Annotated in this window: 23 protein-coding genes and 1 pseudogene; 16 read left to right on the top strand and 8 right to left on the bottom strand. The window is 69.3% G+C overall.

Annotated features, from left to right (window positions below):
* Positions 1-5: 5 nt before the first annotated feature.
* On the bottom strand, positions 6-830 hold the full coding sequence (locus tag NS2_RS28635; protein ID WP_147207349.1) for an AraC family transcriptional regulator: 825 nt from the start codon (positions 828-830) through the stop codon (positions 6-8).
* A 182-nt stretch (positions 831-1,012) separates the two neighbouring features.
* On the opposite strand from NS2_RS28635, the gene NS2_RS28640 reads away from it, so the two are divergent.
* From NS2_RS28640 to NS2_RS28650, 3 genes are all read left to right on the top strand, one after another.
* Positions 1,013-1,447 carry a T6SS immunity protein Tdi1 domain-containing protein gene (locus NS2_RS28640; RefSeq protein ID WP_186817616.1) on the top strand — a complete coding sequence of 145 codons (435 nt, stop codon included), beginning with the start codon at positions 1,013-1,015 and terminating at the stop codon, positions 1,445-1,447.
* On the top strand, positions 1,444-2,859 hold the full coding sequence (locus NS2_RS28645; RefSeq protein ID WP_147207351.1) for a HEAT repeat domain-containing protein: 1,416 nt from the start codon (positions 1,444-1,446) through the stop codon (positions 2,857-2,859). Before NS2_RS28640 ends, NS2_RS28645 begins: the two co-directional genes overlap by 4 nt.
* Positions 2,860-2,925: 66 nt before the next feature.
* Positions 2,926-4,083, top strand: a complete 1,158-nt coding sequence (locus tag NS2_RS28650; protein ID WP_143161409.1) for an alpha/beta hydrolase — start codon at positions 2,926-2,928, stop codon at positions 4,081-4,083.
* Between the two features lie 7 nt (positions 4,084-4,090).
* Here the strand turns inward: NS2_RS28650 and NS2_RS28655 are convergent, their stop codons facing one another.
* The 4 genes from NS2_RS28655 to NS2_RS28670 all read right to left on the bottom strand — a co-directional run bounded on the left by NS2_RS28655 (position 4,091) and on the right by NS2_RS28670 (position 6,940).
* Complete coding sequence (locus tag NS2_RS28655; RefSeq protein ID WP_036548805.1) at positions 4,091-4,750, bottom strand: TMEM175 family protein; 660 nt, start codon at positions 4,748-4,750, stop codon at positions 4,091-4,093.
* A gap of 110 nt (positions 4,751-4,860) precedes the next feature.
* Complete coding sequence (locus tag NS2_RS28660; RefSeq protein WP_143161408.1) at positions 4,861-5,175, bottom strand: hypothetical protein; 315 nt, start codon at positions 5,173-5,175, stop codon at positions 4,861-4,863.
* A gap of 295 nt (positions 5,176-5,470) precedes the next feature.
* Positions 5,471-6,259 (bottom strand): hypothetical protein, encoded by a 789-nt coding sequence (locus NS2_RS28665; RefSeq protein ID WP_071343830.1) that lies wholly within the window; start codon positions 6,257-6,259, stop codon positions 5,471-5,473.
* A 108-nt stretch (positions 6,260-6,367) separates the two neighbouring features.
* A complete protein-coding gene (locus NS2_RS28670; RefSeq protein WP_036548799.1) occupies positions 6,368-6,940 on the bottom strand; it encodes a lipoprotein LpqH in 573 nt (190 codons plus the stop codon).
* Positions 6,941-7,070: 130 nt separating this feature from the next.
* On the opposite strand from NS2_RS28670, the gene NS2_RS37945 reads away from it, so the two are divergent.
* The 6 genes from NS2_RS37945 (at position 7,071) to NS2_RS28710 (ending at position 14,716) form a co-directional block, all read left to right on the top strand.
* Complete coding sequence (locus tag NS2_RS37945) at positions 7,071-8,867, top strand: hypothetical protein (protein WP_228102682.1); 1,797 nt, start codon at positions 7,071-7,073, stop codon at positions 8,865-8,867.
* A complete protein-coding gene (locus NS2_RS28690) occupies positions 8,864-9,934 on the top strand; it encodes a hypothetical protein (protein WP_071812042.1) in 1,071 nt (356 codons plus the stop codon). The genes NS2_RS37945 and NS2_RS28690 overlap by 4 nt, the downstream gene beginning before the upstream one ends.
* 1 nt (position 9,935) lies before the next feature.
* On the top strand, positions 9,936-11,453 hold the full coding sequence (locus tag NS2_RS28695) for a tetratricopeptide repeat protein (RefSeq protein ID WP_071343833.1): 1,518 nt from the start codon (positions 9,936-9,938) through the stop codon (positions 11,451-11,453).
* A 112-nt stretch (positions 11,454-11,565) separates the two neighbouring features.
* The gene (locus NS2_RS28700; protein WP_045439285.1) at positions 11,566-12,852 is read left to right on the top strand and encodes a CHAT domain-containing protein; all 1,287 of its coding nucleotides are present in this window, start codon (positions 11,566-11,568) and stop codon (positions 12,850-12,852) included.
* 62 nt (positions 12,853-12,914) lie between these two features.
* On the top strand, positions 12,915-13,247 hold the full coding sequence (locus NS2_RS28705; protein ID WP_036548789.1) for a hypothetical protein: 333 nt from the start codon (positions 12,915-12,917) through the stop codon (positions 13,245-13,247).
* 140 nt (positions 13,248-13,387) lie between these two features.
* A complete protein-coding gene (locus NS2_RS28710) occupies positions 13,388-14,716 on the top strand; it encodes a serine hydrolase domain-containing protein (protein ID WP_238588465.1) in 1,329 nt (442 codons plus the stop codon).
* Between the two features lie 14 nt (positions 14,717-14,730).
* Here the strand turns inward: NS2_RS28710 and NS2_RS36365 are convergent, their stop codons facing one another.
* Positions 14,731-15,015, bottom strand: a complete 285-nt coding sequence (locus tag NS2_RS36365) for a double zinc ribbon domain-containing protein (protein WP_186817617.1) — start codon at positions 15,013-15,015, stop codon at positions 14,731-14,733.
* 604 nt (positions 15,016-15,619) lie between these two features.
* On the opposite strand from NS2_RS36365, the gene NS2_RS28720 reads away from it, so the two are divergent.
* The 5 genes from NS2_RS28720 (at position 15,620) to NS2_RS37955 (ending at position 17,516) form a co-directional block, all read left to right on the top strand.
* Positions 15,620-15,931, top strand: coding sequence for a hypothetical protein (locus NS2_RS28720; protein ID WP_036548774.1), 312 nt, complete (start codon positions 15,620-15,622; stop codon positions 15,929-15,931).
* Between the two features lie 92 nt (positions 15,932-16,023).
* Positions 16,024-16,494 (top strand): hypothetical protein, encoded by a 471-nt coding sequence (locus tag NS2_RS28725; RefSeq protein ID WP_045439279.1) that lies wholly within the window; start codon positions 16,024-16,026, stop codon positions 16,492-16,494.
* Between the two features lie 91 nt (positions 16,495-16,585).
* Positions 16,586-16,927 carry a hypothetical protein gene (locus NS2_RS28730; RefSeq protein ID WP_143161407.1) on the top strand — a complete coding sequence of 114 codons (342 nt, stop codon included), beginning with the start codon at positions 16,586-16,588 and terminating at the stop codon, positions 16,925-16,927.
* 99 nt (positions 16,928-17,026) lie between these two features.
* The gene (locus tag NS2_RS37950) at positions 17,027-17,305 is read left to right on the top strand and encodes an EamA family transporter (protein ID WP_071812040.1); all 279 of its coding nucleotides are present in this window, start codon (positions 17,027-17,029) and stop codon (positions 17,303-17,305) included.
* Positions 17,283-17,516 carry an EamA family transporter gene (locus tag NS2_RS37955; RefSeq protein WP_052486766.1) on the top strand — a complete coding sequence of 78 codons (234 nt, stop codon included), beginning with the start codon at positions 17,283-17,285 and terminating at the stop codon, positions 17,514-17,516. Before NS2_RS37950 ends, NS2_RS37955 begins: the two co-directional genes overlap by 23 nt.
* Before the next feature lie 146 nt (positions 17,517-17,662).
* Here NS2_RS37955 and NS2_RS28740 read toward each other — a convergent pair whose 3' ends face one another.
* Entirely contained in the window at positions 17,663-18,778 is a 1,116-nt protein-coding gene (locus tag NS2_RS28740) for an alpha/beta hydrolase family protein (RefSeq protein ID WP_082062733.1), read from the bottom strand.
* A gap of 228 nt (positions 18,779-19,006) precedes the next feature.
* On the opposite strand from NS2_RS28740, the pseudogene NS2_RS28745 reads away from it, so the two are divergent.
* Positions 19,007-21,414: pseudogene (locus NS2_RS28745) on the top strand (heavy metal translocating P-type ATPase).
* 289 nt (positions 21,415-21,703) lie between these two features.
* Here NS2_RS28745 and NS2_RS36955 read toward each other — a convergent pair.
* Positions 21,704-21,904, bottom strand: a complete 201-nt coding sequence (locus tag NS2_RS36955; protein WP_208866187.1) for a response regulator transcription factor — start codon at positions 21,902-21,904, stop codon at positions 21,704-21,706.
* A gap of 200 nt (positions 21,905-22,104) precedes the next feature.
* On the opposite strand from NS2_RS36955, the gene NS2_RS36960 reads away from it, so the two are divergent.
* The gene (locus tag NS2_RS36960) at positions 22,105-22,344 is read left to right on the top strand and encodes a hypothetical protein (RefSeq protein WP_052486765.1); all 240 of its coding nucleotides are present in this window, start codon (positions 22,105-22,107) and stop codon (positions 22,342-22,344) included.
* Positions 22,345-23,200 lie beyond the last annotated feature (856 nt).

The raw sequence follows: 23,200 nt of genomic DNA on the forward strand, positions 1-23,200 counted from the left end.
GGACACTAGACGGGGGCGGCCAGGTCGATCCGGAATTGGGTCGGGGTGGTGGCGGTGTGGGTGCGGAAGAACTTGGTGAAGATGGGATCCTCGAAGCCCAGGCGGCGGGCGCATTCGGCGGTGGTGAGGGGCTCGTGGGCCAGCAGGCGTTTGGCCTCCAGGGTGACCCGGGCATTGAGGAACTGCTTGGCGGTGACGCCCGCGGCGGATTGGACCGCGCGGGAGAGCGTGCGCGGGGAATAGCCGAGTTGGGCCGCATACCAGGAGACTTCGCGGGAGTCGGCGTGATAGCGGTCGGCCAGGTGGGCGAAGCGGGTGAAGAGGTCGGTGGGGTCGGGCAGGCTCGGTAGCGCGGCGGTGAGCCGCAGGGTGAGGGCGCTCAGCAGGTGGCGCAGGATGGCGGGATCGGTTGGGACGGTGGCGTATTCGGTGGTGAGGTGCTCGAAGGCGGCATCCGACAAGGGGGTGGCGGGGAGAATGGGCGGGGTGGCGGGGGAAGGCAGGTGACCCAGCGCCGCGGTGGGGGCCAGCTCGGCACGGCAGAGCAGGATGCGGCCGCGCAGGGTGGCGACATCGTCCCAGCGGTGGGTCCAGCCGGGGCGAATCCAGGCGACCGTGCCCGCGGTGAGCGCATGGGTGACGAAATCGACCGTGATGCGGCCGGATCCGGCGGTGCAGTGGGCCAGCACGTGGAAGTCACCGCGGATCACCTCGCGACCCGCGACCGGCATCGGGCGCAGCTGGTCGAAGGTGAGCAGTTCGAGGCCGGTGCGGGAACCGACCTTCGGGGCGTAGTGCAGGGTTCGAATCGATTGTCCATTTTTGACCATGAGCGGTTCGAATCTACCTGGTCGGGGCGGGGCCGGGGATCATACCGTCAGGGCATCCAGACCATGCCCCTACCCCTGCGGGGCCTGGTCCAGCTCGCCTTCATCGCCGCCTGCGCGGTGGCCGCGTTCTGACCTCGAACCTGTCGGGGGTCTGTTCCGGTCGGTCTGGTTGGATGGGCGCGGTGACCAGCGTTCCCTTCCGATTGATCGGCGACCAGCGGCTGGACCGGGTGATGCCGGCCGGGGCCGAGCACTATCCGCGGTATGACATGGTCGTGGGGTATTCGGATCTCGGGCACGCGTTTGTGATGAGCAGCAGGACCGGGGAGTACGGGATTCTCGATCCGTACAGTCCGGGGGTGAAGGACTACGGGGTCTTCGGCGAGATCACCGACTTTGTGAGCCGGGTGCTGTTCGATCCGAGCGTTGTCACCTATGTGCTGCAACCGGGGCATGTGGCCGAGATCCGGAAGCGGCTGGGGACTCTGGACGAGGGCGAGGTGTACATCGCGACGCCGTATCCGTTCCTCGGCGGGTCCGAGACGCCGGACGCCTATCAGAAGGGTGGGGTCTGGGTGTTCTTCGATCTGGTCGCGCAGGCGCACGGGCTCGAATGACGCCGGAGGATTTCGACGAGCTGGCGCGGGCGGAGGACTACCGGTCCATTCCGCGGCTGCGGGCCATGGTGTTCGACACCACGCTGCCCGAGTCGGTGCGCGACCGGGCCTCGCGGGTGCTGGACGGATTCGACGACACCACCACCGGTGAGCAGCGCCGAACCTGGTGGGCCAGCGACGATCCCGTGGTCAGGAAGCACGCCGTGCGCTTCATGACCCGCGCCGAGGCCGACATTCTGCTCCCGGTGGCGTGCGACGATACGCATCCGATGCAGGCAAGGGCCCTGGCATCCATGGGTTTCGGGTTCAGGGAAGCCGAGTTCATGCCGGTGCTGATCCGCGCCCTGACCCACTACGACCCCGTGGTGCGGGCGGCGACGGCGGCCGCGCTGTACTGGTACGAGCCCGTGGCCGCGGAGACGGGTCTGCTGGCGGCCGCGCACGACGAGACCTTCGAGGTGGCCGCGGAGGCCATCGATACGCTGCGCTACTACCCGACGCAGCGGGTCCTGCGCAGTGTCGCGGTGCTGCGCGCCCATGCGGACCGGCGGATCGCCGAAGCCGCCACGAACACCTTCGACGATCTGCGCGATTCCTTCGAATCTCTTGTGACCGAAGGTGATCCGAAGGCCATCGCCCGGCTGCGCGACTGGATGCGACCGGTGCGCGACCTGGTGGCCTGGCCGGAGGAGATCACCGTCCGCGCACCCCATCGGTTCGGTCCCCGCCGCATTCTCCGCGGGCCCGGCGCGGTCACCGAATCCGTCCTGCTCGCCCTGCTCGACGATCCGGATGTCGACCGGGAGGCGCTCGATCAGGCCCTGCGGGGCCGCGACTGGACGGGCTACGAACCCGCCGCCCGGACCCGATCGGCCGCTCGCCTGGTGGCCCACCCGAATCCGGTCGTCCGCGACTTCGGTTGTGCCGCACTGGCCGATTGGGGCCGGTCGGACGATCTCATGCGCCTGGTCGGCGATGTCAGCTCCACGGTGCGCAAGTCGGCGATGTACCACCTGGCCGCCCTGCCCGCCGAACCCGCCGTCGCCGAACTGGCGTGGCGGTATCTGCCCGATGCGACCGGCACCGCGGCCCAGGAGACGCTGCGGACGTACTGCGCCCACCTGGGCCCCGCCGCCGTACCCCGGCTCGCCGACCTGGTCCGATCCGATCCCCGCGAGGACGTTCGCTACGAGGGGGTTCATCTCCTGGTGAAGCTGCATGCGGCCGATGAGATTCGGGGGCTCGCGGACATTCTCGCCGAGCCGCCCGGGGTGACGTGGGCCGTCCACAACACCCTGCTCGACGGGCTGGGAGAACTCGGCATCACCGTGGCGCTGCCGCCGCACCTGGCCGCCGCCGACGACCGCCATCTCCAGCATTCGCTCGCGGAATACCTGGCCCGCCAATCGTGATCAACCTCCGCTCGACCGGACCGGACGGACGGTAAGGTCGGGAGGTTGCGAGAGGGAGTGGTGGCCATGGCTGTTCGCCGCAGGTTCGTTTCCGCCGTCCGACAGGCCGCGCTGGCCGCGGGCGCTGTCGGCGCGTGTGCCGCGCTGACCGCGACGGCCGCACCCGCCGTCGCCGACGGCAATGACCTCGGTCGGCTCAGCGGCATCGAATTGCTCAATGGCGCATGGTCATTCGACAAGGCCGCGGTATCGGTCGGCCTCACGTACGCCACCGTCGACCAGCGCGGCAACCCGGCCCGCGCCGGTGCCGGGCTGTATCTGCCGCCGGGACTGCCGCCCGCCGGTGGCTGGCCGCTGGTGGTCTGGGCGCACGGCACCATCGGCATCGGCAATGACTGCGCCCCGTCGCACCGGCCCCAGTCGGATCGAAATCGCAACTACTTCAACGAGATTCTCGACAATGGCTACGCGGTCCTGGCCCCCGACTACCAGGGGCTGGGCACCGGCGGCAACTTCAGCTACTACAACACCGCCGTCGAGGCCCGCTCCCTGCTCGACGCCGTCACCGCCGTTCGTCAGCTCCCCATTCCGCTGACCGGCCACTGGGCGCTGATCGGCCAGTCCGAGGGCGCGCACGCGGTCATGAGCGCCGCCGCCCTCTACGCCCGGAACCCCGGCTACGCACCGGGACTCAACGGCGTCATCGCCACCGGCCTGCGCACCAATCCGGCCAAGAGCCTGCGGGAGATGTTCCGCCGCGGCTCCACCGGCTCGGCCAACCAGATCGGCTATGCCGGTTATTATCTCGCGGCCATGGAGGAGCTGAACCCGGGCAGCGTCACGCCCTATCTTTCGGATTTCGGCCGGGACTACGTGGAAAAGGCTGTCACCGAATGCCTTTCGGACCTGGTCGCTGCCGCCGACGGTCGCCGCCCGGCCGCCCTGGTGGCCGACCCGGACAACCCCACGCCGACCTTCGAGGCCGATATCCGGGCCCTGGTCGGCTATCAGGAGAGCGTCGTCCCCGCCGACCTGATGATCGGCTACGGCACCGCCGATATCGATGTGCCCCCGGCGGATACCCCGGCGTACGGGCCCGCGTTGCAGTCGCACAACCCGTGGGTGCGCATCACCACGACCGCCTACCCGGGCAAGGATCACAGCGGCGCGTTTCTGGCGTCCCTCCCCGACGCCCTCGGCTTCCTCCGCGCCCACCTGCCCTGACACCTCGTCAGAACCGATTCAGCGGCCGAATCTGCGGTGACACAGCGGAATTCACCTGTAGTGCGATGATCAGGCCGATGCTCAGGTAGGTGCTGATCGGGCACAGCGCCACGCTTGCCGCGTACAACCCCTGCACGACCGCGATCCGATTGCGGATCGCGCGAATATCCTCCGGCGCAGTGCTTTCCGCCAGCAGCCCGGCCCGGCTCGCGTAGCGCAGGCTCGCGAGCTGCACCAGTCCCAGGTAAAGCAGATCGACCCAGTAGACAAGCAAAGCCGACCGGGACTGCGGGAACGCCGCCAGCAGCGCCGTCGCGAACGGCACCATGGCGACGCCGAACAGGAACATCAGGTGGATCCACGCCAGCGAGCGATCGGCGCGGGCCATCAGATTCAGCTGCGTCTGCTGCCCGATCCAGAACATGCCCAGGGTCAGGAAACCCAGGAAGCAGATGAGGAATTGCGGCCCGACATGCGTGAGCGCATGCCAGACCGGCTCCTCCGCCGACACCGCGCCGTCCGACCACAGCGGTCGCTCGTGCCATGCCTGCGCGGCGGGCACATGCAGTTCCAGGACGAGCAGTGTCATGGCGACGGCGAAGATGCCGTCGCTCAAGGCTCCCAGTCGCCCGAGGTCCTGTGCGGCTATGCGGTGGTGACGCGTCATGCGCCGAAACCTGACGGAGAGGCGAGCCGGTGTGCCATCGGGCAGTGAAAGGTGATGGCGCACAAGGCTCGCCGTCCGTCACGAGCGGCAGCGGCGCGCGGTCCGGACCGTCAGGCCGGTGGCGGAGGATTCCAGCAGGCCAGCGGCGGTCCGGGCGGTGTGAGCTGGGACCAGCCGACGAGCGCGCCGATGCCCGCGCCGATCGCGGCGCCGGGCAGCGCACTCAAGGTGCCGCCGATGAGGCCACCGACCAGCGCGCCGATGATGGCATTGCACTGGTGCATGACCACATCCGGATCGTCGACGGGTGCCGTTGCCGCGGGCGCGGGCTCGAGATCGAGCGGATCCGCATACGCCAGACCGGCCGTGCCCACCGTCGCGGCGACCGCGAGAACAGTGGCTGCTACCAATCGTTTGGCTATCATCGCTCCTTCTTCCGTGCTGGTGGAAGTGCTGTAGCGAGAGAACAGGCAACCAAGTAGCAACCTCATGCGTACCACTCACGCCCGGCCTTCACGGCATTTCGGAAATTTTGTGACCACCGGGCTATTCGGCCGTGACAGCCGAGTCGCGGTGTTCCCGCAAGCGGGACGGATTTCCGGGAACGACCAACGGGAATCGACATGCTGGTATTGCACGGGGCCACATGGCGAAGAGCCGCCGGCGAAATCGCCTGCGGCTCTGATTTTCTCGATGCGGGAGGGTTCTCGGCTGTCATGGTCAGTTGACGGTGTTGACCGGCAGGGACAGGACCACCTCCTGTTCGTTCTCGGGCAGGTAGTGCACGCCCACCACGCGGCCGACCTGGACCAGGGAGACCGCGGCCGGGGGCAGGAACTTCTCGGTGCGGGTCTCGAAGGTGGAGCCGTCGGGGCGGGTGACGACCAGGATCAGGTCGAGGCGGGAGTGGCCGTCGCGGATCTCGCCGGGCACGCTCAGGGAGCGCACCACCGCCTGGGCGGCGACGCCGCGCCGGGCGATATCGAGCTTGGCGGGGGTGGTGAAGCCCTTGCGAATCATGGCCGCGTTCATGGCATCCTGCGCCGCGCCGGTGTCGCCGGACAGGTCCACCTCGACCTTGTCCAGCCGGTCGGGCAGGTAGCGGACCGGCAGCACCACGCCGGGGCGCAGCAGCGCCAGCTGGGTGAGCGGCACGATCATCTTGGCGTGTGAGCCGAAGACCTTGCCGTCGGAGCACTCGACCCGGAAGTCGATGCGCACCTGCGGCTGTTCGTTGAGGTAGACGCCGGTCTGCCGGACACCCTCGACGGTGCCCAGGCCCACCAGGCCATTGCGGAACTCGCCGCTGTTGTGCCCGGTGAAGGCCGACATGATGCCGTCGCCGGTGAAGGCGAACGCGATGGGGACGATGGTCAGGGCGATGATCGGCAGCGCCATCTGCGGGCCGACCCAGCCGAAGACATCGTCGGAGGTGAGGCCGTGCCACAGGTAGTAGCCGACGGCCAGCACGCCGAAAGCGAGTGCGGCGATACGGATTTGGTTCTTCATGTGCTTTCCGGTTCGAAGACGTGATTGATGGGCCCGCGCATGCCCGGTGGCACGAGCGGGGTGAACAGGTGGCCCCGGCGGCTACCGGAGCATCCGGGTACTGCCGGGTCAGCCGCCGACGACGGTGCTGCAGGCGAAGACGATCTCGAACTTCTCGGTCTTCGGGCCGGCCATCGGGTTGGACATGTCCATGCCGCCGACGCCCTCGCCGGTGACGGTGTAGGTGTTGCCGCTCTTGGTCATCTTGGCCGAGCCGCCCGGCATTCCATTGCCGAAGCCCAGCGCGTACGGCTGGCCGTTGGTGCCGCCCTTGGTGCCGGCGATGCCGACCGCCTGCACGGTGTCGGTGCCGGTGATGGTGGCGCTCGCGGTCAGGGTGCCGTAGGTCGAATTGTTCTGGTCGGTGAGCGCCAGCGCCAGGTTGCCGCCCTGCTGGGCGCAGGTGGTCTCGAACTTGGCGGAGAGCGCCTTGCCGTCCACCGAGGCCGACGAGCTGCCGCCGGCGGGGGCGGCGCCGCCCGAGGTGGTCGCCGCGGAGCTGCCCGCGGCGGCGGAGGTGGCGGCGCGGGAGGTGCTGGACTTGTCGCTGCTGGAGTTGCTGCTGCACCCGGTGACCAGCAGCGCGGCCGCGGCGGTGGCGGCGAGGACGGCGGTGGTCAGGCGGATCGGCTTGCTGTTCATGGTCTTTCCTCGTTCTCGTGAAGCTGGCTCCGTGGTGGAACCGATGGGAGAACCGTAGGAATCGATACCCCGCCTACCGATCCCAACTTCCGGCGCGCGCGGGGCTCCGGAACTGGGATAACCTGGGCGAATGCGACGACCGCGGGCCATGGTGCTGGATGAGGTGTGGCGCCGCCTCGACGGTGTCGAACCCTTGAGCGGCCCACACGGCGGACCCCTGCGGCGCACCGTCAAGCTCATCCTCGACCCGCTGGTCATCCGCCCGGTCCAGCACCCGCAGTGCGCGGGCTCGATGCTCTCCGCCGACGGCGCGGTGCTGCTGGCCACCCGCATTCACGCCGCCGCCGACGTGCTGCGGGCCACCGCCGCCTGGTTCACCCTGCTCAAGCAGACCCGGCGCGGGCTGCGCATCACCGAGGGCAATGCCCAGGACCTGTATTTCCAGCGCTGCTTCGAGCTGGCCACGGTCAACGGCCTGCCCGATCCCGTGCGCGACCGCGCCGCCGCCGAATCCGCCCTGCGCGAGATCCACGGTTTGAGCGCGGGCCGCACCACCCAGGCCCTCAAGGAATACCTCGCCGATCCGGCCCGCGTCGGCGAGCTGACCGACCTGATCCACACCGCCTGGCGCCGCCGCCCCCGCACCGACGTCCCCGACCACTCCGCAGCCCTCGCCGACCTCGTGGACGCCTGCGCCGCAACCAGATTCGACGACGCTGCGAACCTCGCCGATCTGGATGCGGCGATCGCCGCCTCGGTAGGCACTCACACGGGAATCCGCCTATGGCGCAACACCATCGGTGGCATTCCCCAAGAATTCGGCGGCGCGGCTCACGGCATCGGTTCGACCGCCCAGGAGCTGGGCCTCACCCTCCATCCGCTCCCGCAACCACCTCGGGTGGGCGAATCGGCCTCCACCGCCACCCTCGGTCTACCCTTCGACCGCACTATCCACGAGCGCATTTTCACCGTCCTGCAAGCCTCCAGCGAACGCGCGGACCTCCCCCCGATACCCGAACTGGTCGACGCCGAAATAGCCCGTGCCTGCGCGCCCTGGGCCCTGCTGGACGAGTCCCTGCGGGTGGCGGCCGCCGCCGGAGCCGCACTCGCCGTCACACTGTGCCCTCTCGGTCGCACGCCCGGGAACGGTTATGTGCCGGGACGCAACGCCACACCTGAACGCAAGGCCACATCCGAACGCAATGGCGTGCCCGAACACGATGGCGGGCCCGTGGCGGTCGTCCGCGACCCGTCCGAAACCGCCGCCCAGTCGCTCGCTCTCGCGGGCACGGCCACCGGCCTGCTGGGAGCCGCGGTCGGGCTCACCGGCACCGCGGCCGGGCTGCTCGGCACCGCCGCCGGTTTGCTGGGCGCCACCGTCTGGCCCGGCACCGCCGTCAGAGTGTCGCCCGCGGTGGCCGGATTGACCGGAGCGGCAATCGAATCGGCCGCGGCGGCGCTGGGACAGGAAGGCGTTCCCGACGCGCCCACCCGATCTCCCGACCCGGTGGCAGGCGGATCGGCGGTTTCGGTGGTGCGGCCGGGCGCGGCCGGGGATCGGCCGACGGGTACGGCGGGGGCGGAGCCGGACGGGGTGGCGGCGCGGTTGGTGAATTCGCGGTGGCAGCGGGAGGCTTACGTGCTGCAGGCACGGCGGATGGCCGTGCGGGTGGATGCGGTGGAGGGGCCGTTGGGGGCCATTGCGGCGGAGTTGCGGGTGCCGTGGCGGCCGTATCTGCGCAGGTTGTGGGCGCGGTTGCATGGGCGCGATGTGCGTGAGTTCCCCGTGTACGCGGCCGATGAGCTCTGGGATCTGCTCGACGGTGTGGCTCGGTCGGTGATTCTGGACCATCGGATGCGGGTGAAGCGGGCGCTGGCCGTCAGTGCCGTGGCCGAACCCGGCGATCGGGAATCGAGGGTGGGATGACGAACTCGACGGTCATGATCCACCGCTATTCCGGCGGGATGTACGGGATCATTCCCGCGGCCGATGTCGGTGCGCTGTCGGCCGCGCCCGGGCCGGGCACCATGGTGCTCGAGGTGCTCGGAGGCCATCTCGTTTGGAATGTGCTTGCTGCGCAGGAAGTTCCGGCGGCGCTGATCGCCGAGGCCGACCTTGCCCAGGAGTGGGTGTGGGCCGTCTACGGGGAAGCCGTCGCACTCGCCGTGGACGACCTCGGTTCGGACGCGGCGGGATCGGCCGAGGTACCGGCCCTGCCCGGATCACCCGCTCCGGCAGTGAGCGTACGGCGACTCGCGTACGCGCACTGGGCATCACGCTGGTGGCCCGCGTCGACGCTGGACGGTATCGCCGCTCTCGACCCGGTGCTGTTGGACCGCGATATAGCCGTGCTGACCGAGGAATGCGAATCCCTCCTGGACGGCTCGGATTTCCTCGCCCCCTTGGTGCCGACCTATATCGAAAGCCTGCCGCGCGCTTCGGATTACGCCCTGGCCGCGGGTGACGAGTCCGGGACCGCGGGCACCCTGGTCTTGGCTCGCGGCACCGGCGGCTGGGACTGGCGGCGCTGCCCGCCGGGGCTCGTGGACGCCTCCGAATCGGCCGTGTCCTGGCAGCTCATCCGCCACGCGGGCGCGACCACGGTGGCCGTCAATGTGGCGGCTCATCCGGAGCTGCCCGCCGACATCCCGGCCCACCTCCGCCCCTGGGCGCACATCGACACCGGCCGCGGCGAATTCGACACCGAACTCCGCGCGGCCGACGACACCTGGATCGGTGAATCAGACCTGGCCACAACGACTTCGGCGGTTCGAATCACCATCCACGTGCCGGGATTCGGCCCGATTCCCGACACCGCCGACGCGCTGTCGGACACCGAGCCGACCATCGAATCCGCGGCAACCCTGCGCCGCCGCATCCGCGAATTCGCGACCTCCCGGCTGCGCCGCGCGGCGTCCCCGGCCGCCGAGGATGACGCCTTCCCGCCCTTACTCGCCGAAATCGCCGCCGCCAACGGAGATTCGGATTTCTGACATGTCGGAGCCGACCACCGACGACAGCCGGCCGGAAAGTCCCCTGCTGCGGGCCGGGGCGGAGGCCGTGGGGCGGGGGGAGCTGTGGGAGGCGTTGCGGATCTTCGAGCGGGCCGTGGAGGTGGAGGAGGGGGACCTGCGGTTGTGCGCGCTGGTGGATGTGGCGGTGGTCAACGATCGGCTCGGGGATCACGTGGGGGCGGTGGAGCGGTTCCGGGAAGCGTTGGGGGAGATGCGGACCGATGCGCCGCGGATGTATCCGGGCGCGTTGATCGGGTTGTCGCAGGCGTTGCAGAATCTGGGGGATCTGGAGGGCGCGCAGAAGGCATTGGAGCGGGCGCGGACGGCGCTGGGCGGGGCGGATGCGCCGGGGGATTTGCGGCTGGCGTGTCTGGTGTCGTCGACGGAGGTGGCGCTGCATCGGCAGCAGTGGTGGCGGGCGCTGGATCTGGCCGGTGAATCCTTGGACGCCGCACGGCGATTCGGTCCGGAGCAGGCCGGGCATCCGCTGATGAACCTGGCGGCGGCGCATTTCGAGACCGGGCGGTGGGAGCTGGCCCAGGACTTCGCCGGGCAGGCGCTGGCGGCGTTCGAGGCCGTCGCGGACCGGGGCGGTGCCGCCGAGACGCGGCAGAATCTGGCGCTGATGTACACGCGCTCAGGGTGTTTCGAGGATGAGGAACCGCTGCTGGCCGCGGCACAGGAGCACTTCGACGCGGCCGGGGCCGCCCATCGGGCCGGAATCGGATTCAAGGTCATGGGGTTCATCGCCGAACAGCGTGGGGAGCTCGACACCGCGCAGGCCCGCTACCGGCAGGCCCTGCACCGCTTCGAGGAGTCGCGCGCCGTCATCGACGCCGCCGATGTGCGACTGCGCCTGGCCGCCACGGCCTTCACCGCGGGACGCTACGAGGAGGGCGAGGCCGAACTGGCCGCCGCTCGCGCGACCTACGCCGTGCGCGGGCTCGGCCTGCACTGTGCTCAGCTCGACTACTGGCACGCCGGACTGCTGGAACCGCTCGTCAACCGGGTGCCCGGATTGCTCGCGCGGGCAGTCGATCTCGCGGTCCCCGCCGCCCTGGCCCTGGACGCCGTGCGCTACGAACTCCCCGACGGCGTGCAACGCGACACCTGGAACCGCCGCATCGTGAATCCGGCCCTGCGGCTGGCCTTCCGCTGCTCCTACCTGGCCGGTGATGCCCGCCTTGTCGCCGATCTCATCGAAAATCAGTGTGCGGGAACAACCTTGGATATCGACCGACTGTCCACGGAACCTCCAGCACCCCTGGACATGTTCGAACCGTTCGACCCGCCCTCCGACTCCGCGGCCCCATTGCAGGACGCCCTCCAGCTCGGCACCGCGCTTGCCGCAGTGGCCGCGAGCGCGGGCCTACCGGTAACCCCGCCGCCCCGCGTCGCCGTGCCGCCGGACGGCCACGTGGCTCTCGCGGCCTGGCTCGACGCAGCCGAACAACGCTACGGCCGTCGGCTGCGCACCGACCGGGTGATCCCGGGATGACGGCCGGAATCATCGTGGCCACAGCAGGTGTCGACCCCTGGAACCCGGCACCGGATGGCGGGGTTCGGCGGTGGTCGAGGTGACCGAAACGCAGCCGACCGTGTATGTCCGGATGGCCGACGCGGGCGACCTGTACCTCACCTGGCGGTGGGCCGGGGACAGTGCGCCGGGCGGTGTCGGGGTGGTGCCGGAAGAACAGGTCGAATCCGCCATGGCCCGGTTCGCGGCGGCTCTGCCCACTCCCGGGGTGGCCGGTGGTCTCGAATCATCGCTGACCACGGGTGAACTGGCGTCGTATGCCTCGGAAAACGCGCTGGCGCAGTATCTGTCGGCGACCTTCCTGCCCTACAACCTGGCTGTAGCGCTCCACGAGTTCTATGTCGCGGGCATCCGGCCCCGCATCCGCATCCAACCCTCGCCGCGCACAGCGCAATTGCCCTGGGAGCTGATCGCACCCGATTCCGATGTGCGGCTGGTGGAGATCGCCGATGTCAGCGTGCTGGCCCCGCCCGGCATCGTGCACGCGCCCGCCCGGGTGGCACGCTCCTGGGCCGCCACCCGCCACCAGCCGGTCGTCGCGATCCTCGACCCCCGCGTCCCGGGCTTCCGCGCCGACTCGGCGCTGGGATCGGTTCTGGGCCGCATGGATTCGGCCGCACCCCTGGCCGAACTGGTGGCCGCCCACGCCGCCGCCCATTACCTGAGCCCGCCGGTCGACGACCCCCTCGACGCCTTCCGCCGCACCGACCTCGACCGCTCCTGGCTCAGCCGCGCACTGCACGCCGGTGCCGCCCGCTTCCTCTACGTCGGTCACGTCACCGCCGCCGCCCCCGAATCCGGCCGCAGCGAATCGGCCACCCTCCACCTCTCCTGCACGGCCGCCGCCCCCGGTTGCGCCCCCGCCTACCGCGACCACCGCCCCCTCTCGGCCCGAGATCTGCTGCTGGGCACGCACGCCCTACCCCCGGGCACCGATGACCCAGCCGTGTGGCCCGACGGTAATGGCAATGGCGGCAGGCTGATTGCCCGGACCGGGCCCGAGATCTGGCCCATACCCGGCCGGGTCGCGCTCATTGCCTGTGAGAGTGGCGGTGACCTCCGGTTCGCCGAACCGCTCGGCCTGGTCGCGGCCATGCTGACCGGCGGTGCGGAACTGGTCACCGCGGGTCGTTGGCCGCTGCCAACCGATCTTGCTTTCCACCGGCTCGCCGGTACTCCGCTCACCGCGCATCCGTTCCAGGAGGCCGTCTGCGCCATCGATGCCGCCCACGAATCCGAGGATCCGGTGGCCGTCCTGAACCGCTGGCAGCGCGATCACCTGGCCGCCTGGCGCGACACCGGCGCGATCGAGCACTCCCCGCTGATCTGGGCCGCCTTCGCGACCGTCGACACCCGGTGAGAATCGCGGCTCGGCACGGATATTCGGGGATTTTCGGGGGCCTGCCGGGCGTTGCCGAAGGAATGGAACCGATACACGTCGAGTGGGTGCCGGACGCGTGCACACTGCCGACGGCGGAACAACCCTTGCGGGTGGCGGAATTCGAGCAGCTCTTCACCGGGGCGGTGCTGCGGCATTCGCGGCCGGGGCCGACCGAGCTGGCGCTGGTGCTTCGGGCGGCGGCTGAAGCGCGGGCGCGGGATCTCGCGGCGCGGGAAGTGGAGTGCTGCTCGTTCTTCCGATTCGCCTTCGAGCCCGCGGGTGATGAGGTAGCGATGAGGATCGAGGTTCCGGAGGATCGGGCCGAGGTGCTCGACGCCCTCGAATCGCGTCTGGAGGATGCGCCGAGCCCCTGAATGGTTCGCCCCGAAAACTACCGCCCCCAGAAGTCACGGGTCACGAAAAGATAACGGCCCCAATCTGCTTCCGATGTGCTGATCGAAGGATCAGGGAACGGAGGCTTCAAGTGGCGCGGGTCGTGGCAGGCAGTCGAGTCGTGGCGGGCAACAGGGTCGTGGCCGCCATCGTGGTGGCGCTCACGGCGATCGCGGTGGCGTTGGTCGTGGTCCCGGTCGGCCGGGCCGAGCCGGATGGATTGCGGCACTGCCAGCTCAGCGCGGGCAGGCAGCCCGAGACGGCGACACCCGAAGAGGTGGGCCTGGATTCGGCCGAGCTGCGCAAGGCGGTGGACTTCGCCTCGGACCCGACCCGCTTCACCGTGCAGGTCTACCGCAACAACTGCCTGGTCGGCGGCGGCCCGAACAATCAGCGCGCGGGCGGCGTCGCGTGGAACCTGTGGAGCGGCACCAAGAGCGTGGTGTCGATGGTCGCGGGCATCGCCGTCGACGAACACAAACTGCGCGTGGACGATCCGATCGGCACCTACCTGCCCGCGGGCCTCGGCGACGCCGAGCATCGCGCGATCACCGTGCGCAGCCTGCTGACCGAGACCTCCGGCATGGAGGTCGCCATCGCCTCCGAGGGCGTCACCGGGCTGTTCCGTTTGGACCCGAACGTGGTTGCGCAGGCACTGGCCATGCCGATCGTGGAGCCGCAGGGCGAGACCTGGCGCTACAGCCAGCGCGCCGTCGACCTGCTCGCCTATGTCATCGGTCGAGCCGTGGGCGAAGACTTCCAGACATATGCGCAACGAAAACTGTTCGACCCCTTGGGCATCCGTGCCTCCGACTACCTGTGGGCCCGGGACCGCAGCGGCAACACCTACGGCCACGCCCACCTGGTCCTCCCGCCCGACGACTACGTCAAAATCGGCCTGCTCCTGATGAACCGCGGCAACTGGCAAGGCCGCCAACTGATCTCCACCGCATACCTCACCGAGGCCACCACCCCCACCGACCCCAACCCCTGCTACGGCTTCCTCATCACCGTCAACGGCCCCGGCTGTGAAGACCTGTTCCCCGGCCTCCCCAAGGACACCATCCAAATGGCCGGCATGATGCGCCAGGACAACTTCATCGTCCCCAGCCTGGGCCTACTCGTCAGCTGGACCGGAGTCACGGTTCCCGGTGGCGCGGTGAGCTTCCCCCACGACGTCCTGCGCGGCATCGCCCTGTCCTTCCGCGCCCCGACCCTGCCGGATCCCGGCCCGTACCAACCGCATCCGGACGTCAGCCTCTCCGACCCGATGTTCCTGAACCCCGATGCCACCCTGGCCGCCCTGGGGCTGGGCCCCATGTCCTACCCCGGCTGCGGCGTCCTGGAATGCCTGGGCAAACCCCTCTATCCACCCTTCGACAACTGGCCCCCGGGCTGCTTCATCCTCGGCTGTCTGGGGCCCGACCCCGCCACCCCGGGCATCCGCTGATGTGCCGTTCAACGCTATTGCGGGCGACCACAGTTCGTGCAGAAGGCTGCGCCCGCGGGGATCTGGTGGTTGCAGCCCTGGCAGGTGGTTTGGAGGGACAGGGCGGTGCCGCAGGAGGAGCAGAATCGGCCACCGGTGGTGGGGGAGTTGCAGGTCGGGCAGGAGACGCGGGCGGGGGTGGCCACGTCGTGCTGGGAGGCCCAGTCCTGTTGGTAGGCGGCCTCGCGGATCTGGGAACCGCGGGCCTCGGCCTGGGCCTGGGCGATCTGGTGGGCCACCTGGGGGAGCAGTTGGTGCACTGGCCGACCTGCTCGTTCCAGCAGACGCTGTGGCAGACCCAGCGGCCGCAGCCGGCGCACAGGCGGAAGTCGTTGCGCACCTGCTCGACCGCGCGGTTGAAGGCCTTGTCCTTGGTGCTGGAGGACGAGCCGCCCCAGTGGTTGGAGTAGCTCTCGGCGGCATTGGAGATCTTGTCGATGGCGCGCACCTGGTCGCCGAACAGGTCGCGCAGCACCCGCAGTGCGCCGCGGCCGCGGGAGAAGTAGTTCTGCTCGAACGGTGACTTGTAGGCGGTGCTGCAGCGATCGCAGCGGAACTCCCACTGGAATCCGTCGTCATTGGATTCGTCGTGGTAGTAGCTGGTGAAGACGACCGGACCGGTCATGGTCGCGTTATTCCTTTACGGCTGAGCGGAACCCTGTGAACCGACGCGCCCGGAGCCCCCCGGACCGTGTTTCGTCAGGTTCTTATCGTATGACTCGGTTGGCTCGCAACACATCCCACGAATCAGTGGCAGCACGATGCCATCCCAGGTGAGCGAATGCCGCCCGCGCGAAGCGGCGGAATTGACTCCGGTTACCGTCGGGGGGTCAGTGCATTCGATCGTGTGTTGGAGGTAGTGAAATGGCAGGGATTCCCGCGGTGCCGACGTCGTTGCTCGCGGCCGGTGGCCTCACCGGTGGTTTCGCTCTCGCCCAGGCCACCAAGAAGCGGCAGCTCGGCGGCGCGGTCTTCGCGGCGGGCACCGCGGCCGCGTTCCCGCGCTGGCGCAAGACGGTCGGCACCGGCGGCGCCGCGGCCCTGACCGGCCTCGCCATCGGCGCGATGGGCGCCTCGCACCCGCTGGCCAAGAAGATCGGCGCCTGGCCGTCGGTCGCCGTGGTCTCCGGCGTGGTCGCCGCCGCGGCCTACCTCGCGGTCGACCGCCGGGCCTGATCCGGGCCCCCGTCGGCGCGTCGTGAATGGCGTGTTGCGGACCGCCGGGTTTGATCCCGTGCCGGGGGGCCGGATGCGCAATACCGTGGGGTATGCGCACATTCGTTCATCTGCTGCTGTTCGCGGCCGCCATCGCGGTGGCCGTTGGAGTTTTCGGTCCGCTGGTCGGCACGGTCGACGCGCGGAATGTGCAATTCGATGATCTCCGAAGCGGATTCGCGTCGGGCGGGACGCTGGATCAGCTCGGGTCGCATTCCGGGGCGTTTCCGACTTCGCTGGCCATCGGGCTGCTCGGGGTGGCGGCGGCGGTGCTGCTGGCCGCGTTGTTCGGGGCGCGCACTGTCGGCTGGGTCGGGGTGCTGGTCGGGCTGGCCGGGCTCGGGGTGCTGGCCTGGCGGCTCGACGACCGCTTCGACCACGAGCTGCGGACCGATTGGAAGCAGCTGCTGAACGGCGCCTGGGGGCTGTACCTGGTCGGCGGCGGGCTGGTGCTCTCGCTGCTGTTGCTGCTCGTTCCGCGCGAACGCCGGCTGCCGCCCCCGCCGCCCCGGCCCGGTTTGTGATCTCGTAATCCACTGTCGGCCTTCATTGTTCGATCTCTGTCGAACCGGTGCGTAACCCGGTGACGTATCTAGGGGCGAACAAGGAGGTTCGATGATCGACACCCACACAATGGTCCGGAAACCTTTGGCCTGTATGGCGATTGCCGGAACGCTGTTCGCCACCGCCGCCGGAATCGCGGCGGCCGAACCGACCGCGACCGGGCCACAGCAATCCGGGACCGGAGCATCCCCGCACGTGGTGGTCACCTACGACTACAACGGATATCCGACCTACGACTACGTCTATACCGATCCGGCCCCGCAACCCGCCGCGGTCCCCGGCGGTGGCAACCGGCTGGGCTCCGGCGCGTCGGACCGGACCTGCGTCCCGGTGCTCAGGCCGGACGGCTCGGGCTGGACGGTGTGCCGTCCGAATATCGCTCTCTGCCAGTGATTTCGAGTCGGCGCGAGCGCCGAAGGTGCGCCGCGAAGCCGAAATTCGACGGCTGAAAATCGCGTGGAAACCGCCCGGCCGATGTTCTACGGTCGGTGAATGGCACCGAAGATCGGATCCGCGGGTCGATCCCCGATGGCGGCGGCAGCCGTCTCGGTCATCCTGTGGGCCTCGGCCTTCGTATTCATTCGCAGTGCGGAACATGCCTTTTCGCCGGGCGCGCTGGCCCTCGGCCGGCTGCTCTTCGGATCCCTCGCCCTGATCGCCATCATGGTGATCACCGGCGAGCGATTCCCGCCCCGCCCCGGCGTGGCGTGCCATCCTCATCTCCGGCATCCTCTGGTTCGCCGTCTATATGGTCGCCCTCAACCGGGGTGAACGCCATCTGGATGCCGGAACCGCCGCCATGGTCATCAACATCGGCCCGGTCCTCATCGCCCTGCTCGGCGGATTCTCTCTGGGAGAGGGCTTTCCGCCCCGCCTGATGGCGGGCATAGCGGTGTCCTTCACCGGCGCGGCCCGCACCACCGCCGGCAATATGGGCGTCACCACCTACGTAGTCCCAGCCTTGGTCATCCTCATGTCCTGACTCGCCCTCGGCGAAGTCCCGGCCCCCCTCGCCTGGCTCGGCGGCCTACTCTGCCTCTCCGGCGTCGCCCTCGCCCGCTCCGGCTCCCCGCGCACGTCGCCGACGTCCCCGGTGCACCCCGAGACTTCACCGGCCGAGTTACCGAATCAGCGGCGGGAGTCCAGCCAGTGGGCGAGGGTGTCGAGGGCTGATTGGTCGATGGGCTGGAAGTTGTCGTGCAGGGGGTCGGGGGTGGGGCCGAGGGAGTGGCCCAGGCCGGGGAACAGGTGGAGGGTGTGGTCGTGGTTGCCGGCGGTGGACAGGGCCGTGTCGAGGGCGGTGGCGGCGGACGGTGGGACGTTGGCGTCCTCGGTGCCCTGCAGGATTAGAACGGGCGCGGTCAGTTTCGGGGCCTGTTCGATGACGCTGGGGAGGGCGCGAGCGGGGTCGTAGATCTCGTAGATGCCGCCCGGGCGCATGGCCGACTCCAGGTAGAACTGGTAGACGGGGCGGAATTCGAGGTCCACGTCGAGCTTGCCGTCCTGGTTCAGGTCCCAGGTCGGGCGGACGGTGAAGTCCCCGGCGTCGGCGCTCACGCAGGCGAATCGGAGGGCGAGTTTGGCCATGAGGCCGCCGTCGTCGTGGAAGGCGCGGGCGAGTTCGTCCGGTCCGAGGCGGCCGTTCACGGCGAAGCGGGCGAGATACGGGGCGTAGACGCGCTCGCCCTGGTAGGCGAAGGTCACCCGCCACGGGAGCGCCACCGGACCCTGGAAGATGGTTCCGGCCAACTCCGGATGCGTCGTGGCCAGGGCGGCGGCGACGGTGCTGCCCTCGCTCCAGCCGTAGAGGAAGACCCGGTGCGGATCGACGCGGGAATCCTGTTCGGCGGCGCGCAGCACCTGCTCGGCATCGTCACGCATGCCGTCGAGGTCGAGTTTCGACCAGTAGCCTGCGCGATCGACCTCGCCGGGAGCGTGGACGTAGCGCTTATTGTAGCGCATGACGGCATAGCCGCGAGCGGTCAGATCGTCGGCGATATCGAGAAAGATGTGGGAGCCCGACGCCTGGTCGGCATTGAGATCCTCGGGTCCCGAACCCGGAATCAGCACCACCACGGGCGCATTGCGCACGCCCGCCGGGAAGTCGAGCTGACCCGTGCCGGTGACATCGCCGAATTGGAAGGTGAAGGTCTCGTGCTCGACCGCGGGCTCCGCGGCGGCCACGCCGCCGGTACTCAGGACCAGCGCGATCGCGCCGAGCGCCACTTTCCCGCGAATCCCCATGGGCGGCAATGTAACCCGCCAGAGCCGGGTCGGCAAACCGATTCAGGGCCGACTCGGAGGTGGCCTGTTCGGAGGTGAAGATGACCAAAGGCACTGGTCCGTGGATGACCGTGAGCGGCAGTCTGACCCACTGTGACGGGTGCGGTGAACCGTGCCGGACCAGTACCCACTACCCCTATAGGGTATATGGTCGAGGGTGGCGAGGGCCCGTCGGCGGAGGAGTGCGATATGGATAGCCAGCAAGGGCAGCGGACCGCGGTGCTCGACATTCGAGGACTGCACTGGGCGAGCCAGCAGAACGTGGTGAAGTCGGTGCTCGGGCGGCGGCCGGGCGTCCTCGAGGTCGACCCCAACCCGGTCTCGCAGACCGCCACCGTCACCTTCGACCCCGCCCGGACCTCGGTCGCCGATCTGCGCACCTGGGTCCACGAATGCGGCCTGCACTGCGCCGGGCAATCCGTCCCCAGCCACCTCTGCGACCCGCTGGCCGAACCCGCCGACACCGACCACCGCGGCCATGCACCCGCCGATGCCGACCATGCCGCGCACGCGGGGATGGATCACGATCAGCACGCGGAGATGGACCACGCGGAGCACGCCGGTGTGGATCATGGCGCGCATGCCGAGATGGATCATGCCGGGATGGGGCATGGGCATGCGGGGCATGGGGGGATGTCCATGGAGGACATGGCCCGGGACATGCGGAATCGGTTCGTGGTGGCGGCGGTTTTCTCGGTGCTCGTCATGCTGTGGTCGCCGATGGCCACGGACATGTTCGGGTGGCATCTGCCGGTGCCGTTCGGGATGCGGGCGGATATCTGGGAATTGGCGCTCAGCCTGCCGGTGATCTTCTACTCGTCGACGATCTTCTTCACGGGCGCGTGGGCGGCGTTGAAGGCGCGCACCCTGGACATGATGGTGCTGGTCGCGGTCGGCATCGGGGCGGGATGGCTGTACTCCCTTGCGATTACGCTAACCGGCGGCGGCGAGGTGTTCTACGAGGCGTCGACCATGCTGGCCACCTTCGTGCTGCTCGGGCACTGGTTCGAGATGCGCGCGCGGGGCGGGGCAAATGACGCGATTCGCACGCTGCTCGATCTCGCGCCGCCGCGGGCGGTGGTGATCCGGGACGGACAGGAAGTCGAAATCCCCACGGCCGAGGTGCAAGTCGGAGATCTGCTGCTGGTGCGGCCGGGCTCGAAGATCGCGGTCGACGGCACGGTGGAGGAGGGGACCGGCGAGGTCGACGAATCCATGGTGACCGGCGAGAGCCTGCCGGTGCACAAGGAGCCGGGCGCGACGGTCATCGGCGCGACGCTCAACAAGAACGGTACCCTGCGGGTGCGCGCCACCAAGGTCGGCTCGGACACCGCGCTGGCACAGATCGTGAATCTCGTTCAGCAGGCCCAGAATTCGAAGGCCCCGGGTCAGCGGCTGGCCGACCGGGCGGCCTTCTGGCTGGTGCTGGTCGCCCTGCTCGGCGGTGCGCTGACCCTGGTGGTGTGGCTGCTGGCCGGTGCCACCTTCGCCAAGGCCATGCTGTTCGCCATCACGGTGGTGGTCGTGACCTGCCCGGACGCGCTGGGCCTGGCCACCCCGACCGCCATCATGGTCGGCACCGGCCTGGGCGCCAAGCGCGGCGTGCTGTTCAAGAACGCCATGGCGCTGGAGAGTTCGGCCCGCATCGAGACGGTGGTGGTCGACAAGACCGGCACCCTCACCAAGGGTGAGCCCGAGGTCACCGAAATCGTCACCGGGACAGGCTTTTCCGAGGCCGAGCTGCTACCCCTGCTGGCCGCCGTCGAGCGGGAGTCCGAACATCCGCTGGCCGACGCCGTGGTGCGCTACGCCAAGGAACACGGCTCGAACGACGCCCGGGCCGTCGACTTCCAGAACGTCCCCGGCCACGGCGCGATCGCCACGGTGGACGGCCGCCGCGTGGTCATCGGCAATCGCCGCCTGCTCGACCGCGAGAACATCGACCTGGGCGAACTGGCCGCCGCCCGCGACCGGGTGGCCGGTGCCTGGCAGCCGTCGACGGCAGGCCCGCCGCGGTCGTCGGCATTGCCGACGCGCCCCGCGAGACCTCCGCGAAAGCCGTTGCGGACCTGCACGATATGGGCATCGAGGTGGTGATGCTGACCGGCGACAACCAGGCCACCGCCGAACGCATCGCCACCGAACTGGGCATCGACACCGTCATCGCCGAGGTGCTGCCCGGCGACAAGGCCGCCAAGATCGTCGAATTGCAGTCCGCCGGAAAGAAAGTCGCCATGGTCGGCGACGGCGTCAATGACGCCCCCGCCCTGGCACAGGCCGATCTCGGCATCGCCATCGGCGCGGGCACCGATGTGGCCATCGAAACCGCCGACGTGGTCCTCATGCGCTCGGACCCGCTGGACCTCCCCACCGCGTTGCGCATCGGCCGCGGCACCCTGCGCAAGATGCACCAGAACCTGGCCTGGGCGGTCGGCTACAACAGCCTGGCCCTGCCCATCGCGGCGGGCGTGTTCGAACCCGCCTTCGGTTTCACCCTGCGCCCGGAGATCGCCGCCATGTCCATGTCCGGATCCAGCATTATCGTCGCGGTGAACGCGCTGTCGCTGAAGCGTTTGCGTTTGCCGGATCGGAACTGAATCCCCCCGATCCGACTGTGTTTCGGGTTACAGCCCGCGTGAGCCGTGAGTGTATTCACGATGCCAAGGGTCAGCCAGCGCTAATACGGTGGAACTGCAATATGTCCCCGTACCGAAAGCTCTGAATCATGCCGATCATCAACCTCGGATCCGCCGCCATCGACCTGGCCAGCACCCTCACCGGCATCGCCGCGAACATCACCTACCTGCTGAAGGCCTGGGGCCTGGCCTGATCCGCCCGTTCGACTTCCGAAACCGCCTCCCCGGAGGCGGTTTTCGCATCTCCGGGCTAGCCGGTCCCCGCGATCCGTGACAGCAGGGTCTGCCGGGTGGCCGAACAGGTCTTGGCGAGCACGGCTTTCACGTGGTCGTGCACGGTGTGCTCGGAGACCGCCAGGCGCTGGGCCAGCGCCCGCGAATCCATCCCGGCCGACAGACCGGCCAGCACCTGCCGTTCGCGCGGCGTCAGCCCGTGCGCCAGCGCGAACACCTCCTGGCGTTCGGCGGGCTGTACTCTCCTCGATACTCACGGTGATATCTCCGGGGGCTGCCCCGGTCGGGCTGATGCGGGCCGCGCGCAGTGTCACCCATCGGCCCGCACCCAGATGGACTCGCGACCACGGCGGTCCGACCGGAATTCCGTGCTCGTCGGCGATGAGCGCCGCCCCGACGTTGTAGGCCGCGGCCGGGATGGCCGACATCGGCTCGTCGGGCGGGTTGAGCCGCAGCAGCGTCTCCACCGCCGACGATGTCTGCAACCGCACGTCCAGTCCGGGACCGAGCACCAGCACCGCAGGACCGACCGACTCCGCGGGCGGGACCGCGGAGAAGGTGCGTGCCTGGGCCCGGCGCAGCCCGGCCGTGATCGAGTCGGTGAGCATGGCGAGGAAGCCGACTTCCTCGGAGGTGAAGGGCCGGGCCGGACGGTAGCGCCACAGATCCAGCCAGGCCCAGCAGCCGAATCGATCCCAGAACACCAGGGCCGCAACGTCTGTCACGCCGAGCGCGGCCTGTGCCTCGCGCCAGAGCGCGGACGCGGCCAGATTTCCGTCCGTCGCCCGATACAGGGTGCCGACGGGTGCGCCCGCCGCGATCATGTCGGTCCAGCGATTGATCCGGGTGAGATAGCGCAAACGTCCGAACCGGGGCAGATCCGGCCAGCGCAGACCGGGAATGTCGGCCAGCGGCGAAGTACCGACCCGGGTCACCGGATCGGTCAGCAGCCAGGCGTGCGCGTCGAACGGGACGACCCGCCGGATTTCGGCCAGCACCTGTTCGCGCAGCATTTTCGCGGTGAGGGAGCCGGCGCAGAGCCGGTCGACGGCCTCCCGCGCCAAGACCATCCGCGTGGACACGAATTCAGGATATGTCCGGACCGAACGGTTGCCCGGACACATCGGTCGGTCCGGCGGTATCCCCGGAATTCGGGATGGGATGCCGCGTGCGAAAGGCGGACGCTGATCCCATGTTCACCCTGCATATCACCCATGAGGTCACCGACTACGACGCCTGGAAAACCGCGTTCGACAGCTACGACCGGGTACGTCGCGACAATGGCGTGCTGGCGTACCGGATAGCGCGCGAGGCGCCCGACGGGAAGCGGCTGCACATCGAACTCGACTTCGGCACCCGCGATCAAGCCCGCGATTTCACCACCGTGCTGGAAGGGGGCGGCCCTGGTCCGCCCCGCCCTCGAACCCCTCGAATCCGCACTCGTCGGCCACCACGGGGCCCGCACTCCCGCAGAGCAGCTCATCCCCCTCATCGCCAACCTCACCTAGTGTCC

Origin of the sequence: Nocardia seriolae NBRC 15557 (genome assembly GCF_007990715.1) — a bacterium.
Lineage (GTDB): Bacteria > Actinomycetota > Actinomycetes > Mycobacteriales > Mycobacteriaceae > Nocardia > Nocardia seriolae.

Excerpts from the sequence above, each read along its gene's own strand:
- NS2_RS28635 (WP_147207349.1), bottom strand. The coding sequence starts at position 830 with ATGGTCAAAAATGGACAATCGATTCGAACCCTGCACTACGCCCCGAAG.
- NS2_RS28645 (WP_147207351.1), top strand. The coding sequence starts at position 1,444 with ATGACGCCGGAGGATTTCGACGAGCTGGCGCGGGCGGAGGACTACCGG.
- NS2_RS28650 (WP_143161409.1), top strand. The coding sequence starts at position 2,926 with ATGGCTGTTCGCCGCAGGTTCGTTTCCGCCGTCCGACAGGCCGCGCTG.
- NS2_RS28655 (WP_036548805.1), bottom strand. The coding sequence starts at position 4,750 with ATGACGCGTCACCACCGCATAGCCGCACAGGACCTCGGGCGACTGGGA.
- NS2_RS28660 (WP_143161408.1), bottom strand. The coding sequence starts at position 5,175 with ATGATAGCCAAACGATTGGTAGCAGCCACTGTTCTCGCGGTCGCCGCG.
- NS2_RS28665 (WP_071343830.1), bottom strand. The coding sequence starts at position 6,259 with ATGAAGAACCAAATCCGTATCGCCGCACTCGCTTTCGGCGTGCTGGCC.
- NS2_RS28670 (WP_036548799.1), bottom strand. The coding sequence starts at position 6,940 with ATGAACAGCAAGCCGATCCGCCTGACCACCGCCGTCCTCGCCGCCACC.
- NS2_RS37945 (WP_228102682.1), top strand. The coding sequence starts at position 7,071 with ATGCGACGACCGCGGGCCATGGTGCTGGATGAGGTGTGGCGCCGCCTC.
- NS2_RS28690 (WP_071812042.1), top strand. The coding sequence starts at position 8,864 with ATGACGAACTCGACGGTCATGATCCACCGCTATTCCGGCGGGATGTAC.
- NS2_RS28695 (WP_071343833.1), top strand. The coding sequence starts at position 9,936 with ATGTCGGAGCCGACCACCGACGACAGCCGGCCGGAAAGTCCCCTGCTG.
- NS2_RS28700 (WP_045439285.1), top strand. The coding sequence starts at position 11,566 with ATGGCCGACGCGGGCGACCTGTACCTCACCTGGCGGTGGGCCGGGGAC.
- NS2_RS28705 (WP_036548789.1), top strand. The coding sequence starts at position 12,915 with ATGGAACCGATACACGTCGAGTGGGTGCCGGACGCGTGCACACTGCCG.
- NS2_RS28720 (WP_036548774.1), top strand. The coding sequence starts at position 15,620 with ATGGCAGGGATTCCCGCGGTGCCGACGTCGTTGCTCGCGGCCGGTGGC.
- NS2_RS28725 (WP_045439279.1), top strand. The coding sequence starts at position 16,024 with ATGCGCACATTCGTTCATCTGCTGCTGTTCGCGGCCGCCATCGCGGTG.
- NS2_RS28730 (WP_143161407.1), top strand. The coding sequence starts at position 16,586 with ATGATCGACACCCACACAATGGTCCGGAAACCTTTGGCCTGTATGGCG.
- NS2_RS37950 (WP_071812040.1), top strand. The coding sequence starts at position 17,027 with ATGGCACCGAAGATCGGATCCGCGGGTCGATCCCCGATGGCGGCGGCA.
- NS2_RS37955 (WP_052486766.1), top strand. The coding sequence starts at position 17,283 with ATGGTCGCCCTCAACCGGGGTGAACGCCATCTGGATGCCGGAACCGCC.
- NS2_RS28740 (WP_082062733.1), bottom strand. The coding sequence starts at position 18,778 with ATGGGGATTCGCGGGAAAGTGGCGCTCGGCGCGATCGCGCTGGTCCTG.
- NS2_RS36960 (WP_052486765.1), top strand. The coding sequence starts at position 22,105 with ATGGCCGACATCGGCTCGTCGGGCGGGTTGAGCCGCAGCAGCGTCTCC.